Annotated in this window: 5 protein-coding genes; 1 reads left to right on the forward strand and 4 read right to left on the reverse strand. The window is 73.5% G+C overall.

Translation table 11 applies throughout. From position 1 onward, the window contains the following. The 4 genes from ACYVD5_RS26465 to ACYVD5_RS26480 form a co-directional block, all read right to left on the reverse strand. The coding region (locus ACYVD5_RS26465) for a glycosyltransferase family 2 protein (RefSeq protein WP_461003873.1) at nt 1–817 on the reverse strand (817 nt) is incomplete at its 3' end. A 3-nt stretch (nt 818–820) separates the two neighbouring features. Next, a complete protein-coding gene (locus ACYVD5_RS26470) occupies nt 821–2,473 on the reverse strand; it encodes a carbamoyltransferase family protein (protein WP_461003874.1) in 1,653 nt (550 codons plus the stop codon). Between the two features lie 287 nt (nt 2,474–2,760). Then, nucleotides 2,761–5,328: an ATP-dependent Clp protease ATP-binding subunit gene (locus tag ACYVD5_RS26475; protein WP_461003875.1), complete on the reverse strand. Its 2,568-nt coding sequence runs from the start codon at nt 5,326–5,328 to the stop codon at nt 2,761–2,763. Between the two features lie 73 nt (nt 5,329–5,401). Continuing rightward, entirely contained in the window at nt 5,402–5,767 is a 366-nt protein-coding gene (locus ACYVD5_RS26480) for a hypothetical protein (protein WP_461003876.1), read from the reverse strand. A 236-nt stretch (nt 5,768–6,003) separates the two neighbouring features. Here ACYVD5_RS26480 and ACYVD5_RS26485 point away from each other — a divergent pair, with 236 nt between their 5' ends. Then, on the forward strand, nt 6,004–6,396 hold the full coding sequence (locus ACYVD5_RS26485) for a PPOX class F420-dependent oxidoreductase (protein ID WP_461003877.1): 393 nt from the start codon (nt 6,004–6,006) through the stop codon (nt 6,394–6,396). The last annotated feature ends 266 nt before the right edge of the window (nt 6,397–6,662 follow it).

Raw genomic sequence — 6,662 nt, forward strand, 5'->3', positions numbered from 1 at the left:
GGGCGCGGGCCGCTGCGGCGCGGACTCCCGCCGCGGCGGCGGCGTCGGCGAGTGCGGCCGTGGTCAGCACGTGGCGGGGCAGGGTGCCGCCGGGTTCGCCGACGCGTTTGCGCCAGCCGGGTCCGTGCAGGCGGCGCATGAGCGCGTCGTCGGCGTTGCCCGCTTGGGCGGCGACGCTGCGCCAGGGGCGGGCATCCTGTACCACCGGGTGGATGCTGCGCCGGGTGCCGGCGGTTAGTTCGTAGCCGGCGTCGAGCACCCGCAGGGCGAGGTCGGTGTCCTCGCGGTAGGCGCGGTTGAACCGGCGGTCGAAGCCGTCGGCGGCCTCCAGCGCCGCGCGCCGGTAGGCCATGTCGGCGGTGATCCAGCGCGCCCGGGCCAGGGCCAGGGTCGCGCGCTCGGCGTCGGTGGGCCGGCGTCCCGGGGGCGGCGGGACGTCGATGCGGCCCTGGCTGGCGCCGACGCCGCTGTGGCAGGCGGCGAGGTCGGCCGCCAGTGCGGCGGTCCAGTCGGCGTCGGGCAGGACATCGTCGTCCAGGAAGGCCACCCAGGGTGTTGCGGTGTGGCGCCAGCCGATGTCGCGTGCGCAGGCCGGGCCGCGCCCGCCCGAGCGCAGCAGTGTGACGCCGGGGACCGCGGCGCCGGGCGGCGGTCCGTTGGGGGCGGGGCGGTCGTCGACGACCACGATCTCCTCGGGTGCGCGGGCGCCGTCCAGCAGCGGGCGCAGGGTCCATTCCAGCCCGGGCCGGCCCACCGTCGGCACCACGACCGAGTAGGCGTCGGCCGGTGCTCCTTCGTCCTCGGGCGCGCGGTGCACGGGTCAGTCCTTCCCGTTCAGGCGGGCGCGCCGCACCACGAACGGCCCGAGCGCGAGCAGGTCGACGGGTGCGGAGCCGAAGCACTCCAGGGCGTCTGCCGGGCTGTCGACCATGGGCCGCCCGGCGGTGTTGAGGCTGGTGTTGATCAGGACCGGGACCCCGGTGCGGGCGGCGAAGCGGTGCAGCACAGCGCTCAGCGCCTCTTCGCCGGGGCCGACCGTCTGGACCCGGGCGGTGCCGTCGGTGTGCACGGCGGCGGGGATGCGGTCGCGCCACGCCTCTTTCACGTCGTGCACGAACAGCATGTAGGGGCTGGGCAGCGGGCCGCGCCGGAAGATCTCGCCCGCCCGGTCGGCCGGCACCACGGGCGCCACCGGCCGGAAGCTCTCGCGCCCCTTGACGCCGTTGATGCGGTCCAGGTTGGCGGCGCGCATCGGGTTGGCCAGCAGGGAGCGGCGGCCCAACGCGCGGGGCCCGTATTCGCTGCGGCCTTGGAACCAGGCCACCAGTTCGTCGCGGGCCAGTGCGGCCGCGACCGTGTCGGCGAGGTCCGCGGGGCGCTCGTAGGCGAGGTCGGCGCGTTCCAGGGCGGCGGCGAGCTCCGCTTCGCTCCAGCCGCGCCCCAGGTCGGCGCCTGCCATCGGCGCGGCGGGCTCGCCCGCCGCCTGCGCCAGGTGCAGTGCGCCGCCCAGCGCGGTTCCGGCGTCGCCGGCGGCGGGCTGCACCCACACGTCCTCGAATGGCCCTTCGGCGGCGATGCGGGTGTTGGCCACGCAGTTCAGTGCGACTCCCCCGGCCATGGCCAGCCGCGGCAGGCGGGTTTCGCGGTGCAGCCAGGACGCCAGGGCCAGCAGCACCTCCTCCAACCGCTGCTGCATGCTGGCCGCGAGGTCGGCGTGCTCGGCCGCCACATCGCCGCCGCGGCGGCGGCGCTTGGCAAACGCGGTGAAGTCGACGGGGTCGACGCGGATCCCTCCGTCTCCGGTGGGTGCGATGAGTTCGCGCATCGCCCCGATGAAGCGCGGTGTTCCCGAGGACGCCAGCGCCATGACCTTGTACTCGTCGCTGGAGCGCTGGAAGCCGAGGTGGTCGGTAAGGTCCTCGTAGATCAGCCCGAGCGAGTGGGGCAGGCTCTGCTGTGCCAGGATCTCCAGTTCGCCGCCGCGGTAGGCGCCGGCCAGGTGGGCGGTGTCCTCGCCGCGGCCGTCGGCGGTCAGCACGGCGCAGTCGTGTTCGCCGCGCAGGGCCGGGGCGGCCAGGCCCGCCGAGGCCGCGTGTGCGACGTGGTGGGGCACGTGGCGCACCCGGTCGGGGTCGAGGCCGGGCAGTGCGGTGGCCAGGAACATCGGCGCGCGGCGGGCGTAGAGGGTGCGCAGGTCCTCCCAGGCGGGATCGAGCCGCTGCTGGCCCGGCCGGACCAGAGCGGGGTCGTAGGAGTAGGCCACCTGGTCGAGGTCGGCGGGGGCGATCCCGGCGCTGTCCAGGCACCACCGCATCGCCTGCTCGGGCAGTTCCCACGCGGAGAACGGGACGGGTTGCTTGCCGTGCTTGCGCCGGTTGAACCGTTCCTCTTCGGCTGCGGCCGCGATCTCGCCGTCGACGACGAGCGCGGCGGCCGGATCGTGGAACACGGCGTTGACGCCCAGGAACCGCATAGGCCGCTCCCCTCCCCCGTTTCCCCATGTCCTGCGGTGACCGTGTCCGCAATTGCGGGCACGGTCAGTCGACTACCAATCGAAGCGGCGCCGAAACGGCTGGCCTTGGGTTGCGGGCACCATGGTCACTGGCTGTAGCCGGCACTTCGGGCGGTCGGTGTGCGCGGTGTGGGACCAGGCTCTGGCAAGGGCGCGCCGGGCGGCCGCGGGGGCCGGGCAGCACCGGACCCCCGGCGCGGTGGCCGGGGGTCCGGTGCAATAGCCGCGGCAGCGGCGACGGTCGGCCCTCAGTGCGTGCCGGCGGTGGTGCGGCGGGCACTGGTGTCGACGCTGTAGTCCAGTCCGTCGTCGCCGACACCGACCGAGATGTGGTCGCCCGGGGCGATCTCGCCGTTGAGCAGCATGGACGACAGCTTGTTGCCGACGCTGCGCTGGATGGTGCGGCCAAGCGGGCGGGCACCGAACTCGGGCTGGTGCCCGGTGGCGGCCAGCCAGTTGACCGCGTCGTCGGTGAAGTCGATCCCGATGTCCTGGGCGTGCAGCCGGCGCGAGGTGTCCTCCAGCAGCAGGCGGGTGATCTGCGCCAGCTGCTCATCGCTGAGCTGCGAGAACACGATGATCTCGTCGACGCGGTTGAGGAACTCCGGCCGGAACTCGTCGCGCAGGCGCGCCATGATGCGGTCGCGGGTGGCGCGGTCGCGGCCCTCCTCGCCCGCACCGGCGCCGGTGAACCCGATCGGGCCGCCGCCGGTGACGAACTCCGAGCCCAGGTTGCTGGTCATGATGACCACGACGTTGCGGAAGTCGACGGTACGGCCCTGCCCGTCGGTGAGCCGCCCGTCGTCGAGCAGCTGCAGCAGCAGGTTGAAGATGTCCGGGTGCGCCTTCTCGATCTCGTCGAGCAGGATGACGCAGTAGGGCGAGCGCCGCACCGCCTCGGTGAGCTGGCCCGCCTCCTCGTAGCCGACGTAGCCGGGCGGCGCCCCCACCAGCCGGGCGGCGGTGTGGCGTTCCTGGAACTCGCTCATGTCGAAGCGGACCATCTGCTCCTGCGAGCCGAACAGCGCCTCGGCCAGCGCCCGCGCCAGCTCGGTCTTGCCGACACCGGTGGGCCCCAGGAACAGGAAGCTGCCGATGGGCTGGTCGGGCGAGGCCAGCCCGGCGCGCGAGCGCCGCACCGCTTCGGCCACCGCGGTGACGGCCTCGTCCTGGCCCACGACGCGGGTGTGCAGCCGCTCCTCCAACCCGGTCAGCCGCTCGCGCTCCTCCTGGGTGAGCTGGGAGACCGGGATCGAGGTGATGCGCGAAACGACCTCGGCGACGTCCTCGACGCCGACCTCGGGCACCTGCTCGGGTCCGCTGTCGCGGACCTGGGCGATGGATTCGCGGGTGCTGCTGATCTCGTCGCGGGCCTGGGAGGCGGCCTCGTAGTCCTCCTCGCGTACGGCCTGCTCCTTGCGGGACTCCAGTTCGCGCAGCCGCTCCTCCAGCTCCTGGACGCCCACGCTGGGCCGTTTGGCGCGCAGCCGCACCCGCGCACCGGCCTGGTCGACCAGGTCGATCGCCTTGTCGGGCAGGAACCGGTCGGAGATGTAGCGGTCGGACAGCTCCGCGGCGGCGACGAGCCCGTCGTCGCTGAACCGCACCTGGTGGTGGGCCTCGTAGCGGTCGCGCAGGCCGCGCAGGATCTCGACGGTGTCCTCGACCGAGGGCTCCGATACCAGCACCGGTTGGAAGCGGCGCTCCAGTGCGGCGTCCTTCTCGACGTTCTGCCGGTACTCGTCCAGGGTGGTGGCACCGATCATGTGCAGCTCGCCGCGGGCCAGCGCGGGTTTGAGCATGTTGCTCGCGCCCATGGAGCCCTCGGCGCCGCCCGCACCCACGACGGTGTGCAGCTCGTCGATGAAGATCAGCAGCTTGTCCTCGGCGCGGATCTCCTCGACGATGTTGCGCATCCGCTCCTCGAAATCGCCGCGGTAGCGCGTGCCCGCCACCACGCCGGCCAGGTCCAGCTGGACCAGCCGGCGCCCGCTGAGCGTGTCGGGGACGTCGTTGTCGGCGATCCGCTGGGCGATGCCCTCGACGATGGCGGTCTTGCCCACGCCCGGGTCGCCGATGAGCACGGGGTTGTTCTTGCGGCGGCGGGCCAGCACCTCGATGGTCTGCTCGACCTCTGACTCGCGCCCCATGACCGGGTCCAGGCGGCCTTCGGCGGCCAGCGCGGTGACGTCGGTGCCGTACTCGTCCAGGTTGGGGGTGGTGGTCTGCTGTTGCTGCTGGCCGGCCCCGCCGCCTTGGGGGTTGCCGGGGGCGCCCGCGGGCGCCGGGCCCGAGCTGGCCGCCGCCTGCAGCGAATCGGGGGTGATTCCGGCCTCGCTGAGCATGCGCCCGATGCGCGACTCGCCGTTGACCGCCAGCGCGAACAGCATGTGCTCGGGCGCGATGTAGGGCCGGCCCAGGGCGCGGGCGATCTGGTGGGCGTCCAGCAGGGTGCGTTTGGCCGCCGGAGTCAGCGCCGGTATGCCCGGGCCCGCCTGCGGTGCGCGCGCGGCCTCGTTCTCGGCGTAGGTGACCAGTTCGTCGGCGTCGGCTCCGGTGCGCTGCACCAGTTCGCGGACCGGCGCGTAGCGCAGCAGCGCCCATAGCAGGTGGGCGGCGTCGAGGTCGCTGCGGTCGCTCTGCGAGGCACGGCCGATCGCCTCGGACACCACCTCGCGGGATGCGGTGTCCATCAACTTCGACAGGTCGACGCGCTGGGTGGAACGGCGCGGACCGCCCGGACCGAAGAAACGCGCCAGGAACTCCTCGAAGGAGCGGGGGTCGTATGCGCCCCCGGCCTCGAAGTCGTGGGTCATTTGCGGGACCTCCTCATGGAACGGGGCGCCGCGCCGCGCGGGCACCCCGGTAAGGACGCGGTCGGGCGCCGGCTCATGCGTTTCCGGGGCCGGGCGGGTTGTCGCCCTTGGGTTTGGCCGGCTGCGCGGGCACGCCGTGCGGCGGCGGGTTGCCCACGGGCGCCTGCCCGCCCGGGCTGACGCTCGAGCCGCCCTGGGGCGCCTGCGGGGTCTCGGGCTGGAAGCTCTGGTCGCCTCCGGTGGGCTCGGCGCCGCTTTCGAGCTCGCTCAGCCGCCCCTTGAGGATCTCCAGCACATTGGGCCGGTTGGCGTGGCCGGACTCGTAGGCGATCAGGTCGCGCATCTGCTCCTGGGTCAGCGCCCGAACGCGGTGCTGCAGCGTTCCGATCGGCAGGCCCTCGTAGCCTTCGATCGGCGGCGCGTGCCGCTCAGCGGCCATGGAACATCACTCCGTTCCCCGCAGTGCGGTCTGGGCGGCGGTACGCGGCGACGGCGCGCCGCTGCGCCGCGGTTGCCTCACGGCCGGGCCGCTACCCGGTGCCCACGCCGCAAAACAGCCGCTCAGCGGGGATGGCGGTTCGAAAGGCACCCAACCGGGGAGGCGCCGCAGTGTTTCAACCGGGCTGCGCTGTGTTAGGGGACATGCGCCTGTGTAGCGCCGGTGAAAGGAGCGCCATGACGACCATCCCCGAAGACCGCGAGGACATCCTGCGCAAGCGCAGCTTCGCGCACGTGGCCACGCTGGGGCCGCGCGGCGAGCCGCAGGCCAACCCGGTCTGGATCGACTGGGACGGCGAGCACATCCGCTTCAGCCAGACCCGCGGGCGCCAGAAGTACCGCAACGTGCTGCGCGACGACCGCATCGCGATGTCGGTGCAGGACCCGGACGACCCGTACCGCTACGTCGAGGTCCGCGGCCGGGTGGAGTCGATCGAGCAGGACGAGGGGAACTCGTTCATCGACCACCTTGCCAAACGCTACATCGACCAGGACCGCTATCCCTGGGCGCAGCCGGGCGAGGAGCGGATCGTGATCGCGGTGCGCCCGGAACACACCACGAAGCAGTAGCGGCGGGCGGTGCCCGATGGAACCGCCCGCCGCCGGTGTGTTGGCCGGGCGCCGCTGCGGCGGCCCGGCACGGCACCGCTGCGCAACGGGCGGGCCGGCCGTTCGGCGCGGTTCGGCCGTGCGTGCGATGACAGGTAGGATTACCGGCGGGTAGTTCAATCCTCAACGAAATATCTTCCGGTACGGGCGTGTGTCCCCGGCCGCGGCGGGCAACCCCGCGGTGCCGGCGCAAGGCCGTCCGCCCCGCCGCCGGCGGCGCCCCCGCC

It is taken from the genome of Streptomonospora sediminis (assembly GCF_054778995.1).

What these genes read in the sequence shown, in the direction of transcription:
- ACYVD5_RS26480 (WP_461003876.1), bottom strand. Translation starts at nt 5,767, where the DNA reads ATGGCCGCTGAGCGGCACGCGCCGCCGATCGAAGGCTACGAGGGCCTG.
- ACYVD5_RS26470 (WP_461003874.1), bottom strand. Translation starts at nt 2,473, where the DNA reads ATGCGGTTCCTGGGCGTCAACGCCGTGTTCCACGATCCGGCCGCCGCG.
- ACYVD5_RS26485 (WP_461003877.1), top strand. Translation starts at nt 6,004, where the DNA reads ATGACGACCATCCCCGAAGACCGCGAGGACATCCTGCGCAAGCGCAGC.
- ACYVD5_RS26475 (WP_461003875.1), bottom strand. Translation starts at nt 5,328, where the DNA reads ATGACCCACGACTTCGAGGCCGGGGGCGCATACGACCCCCGCTCCTTC.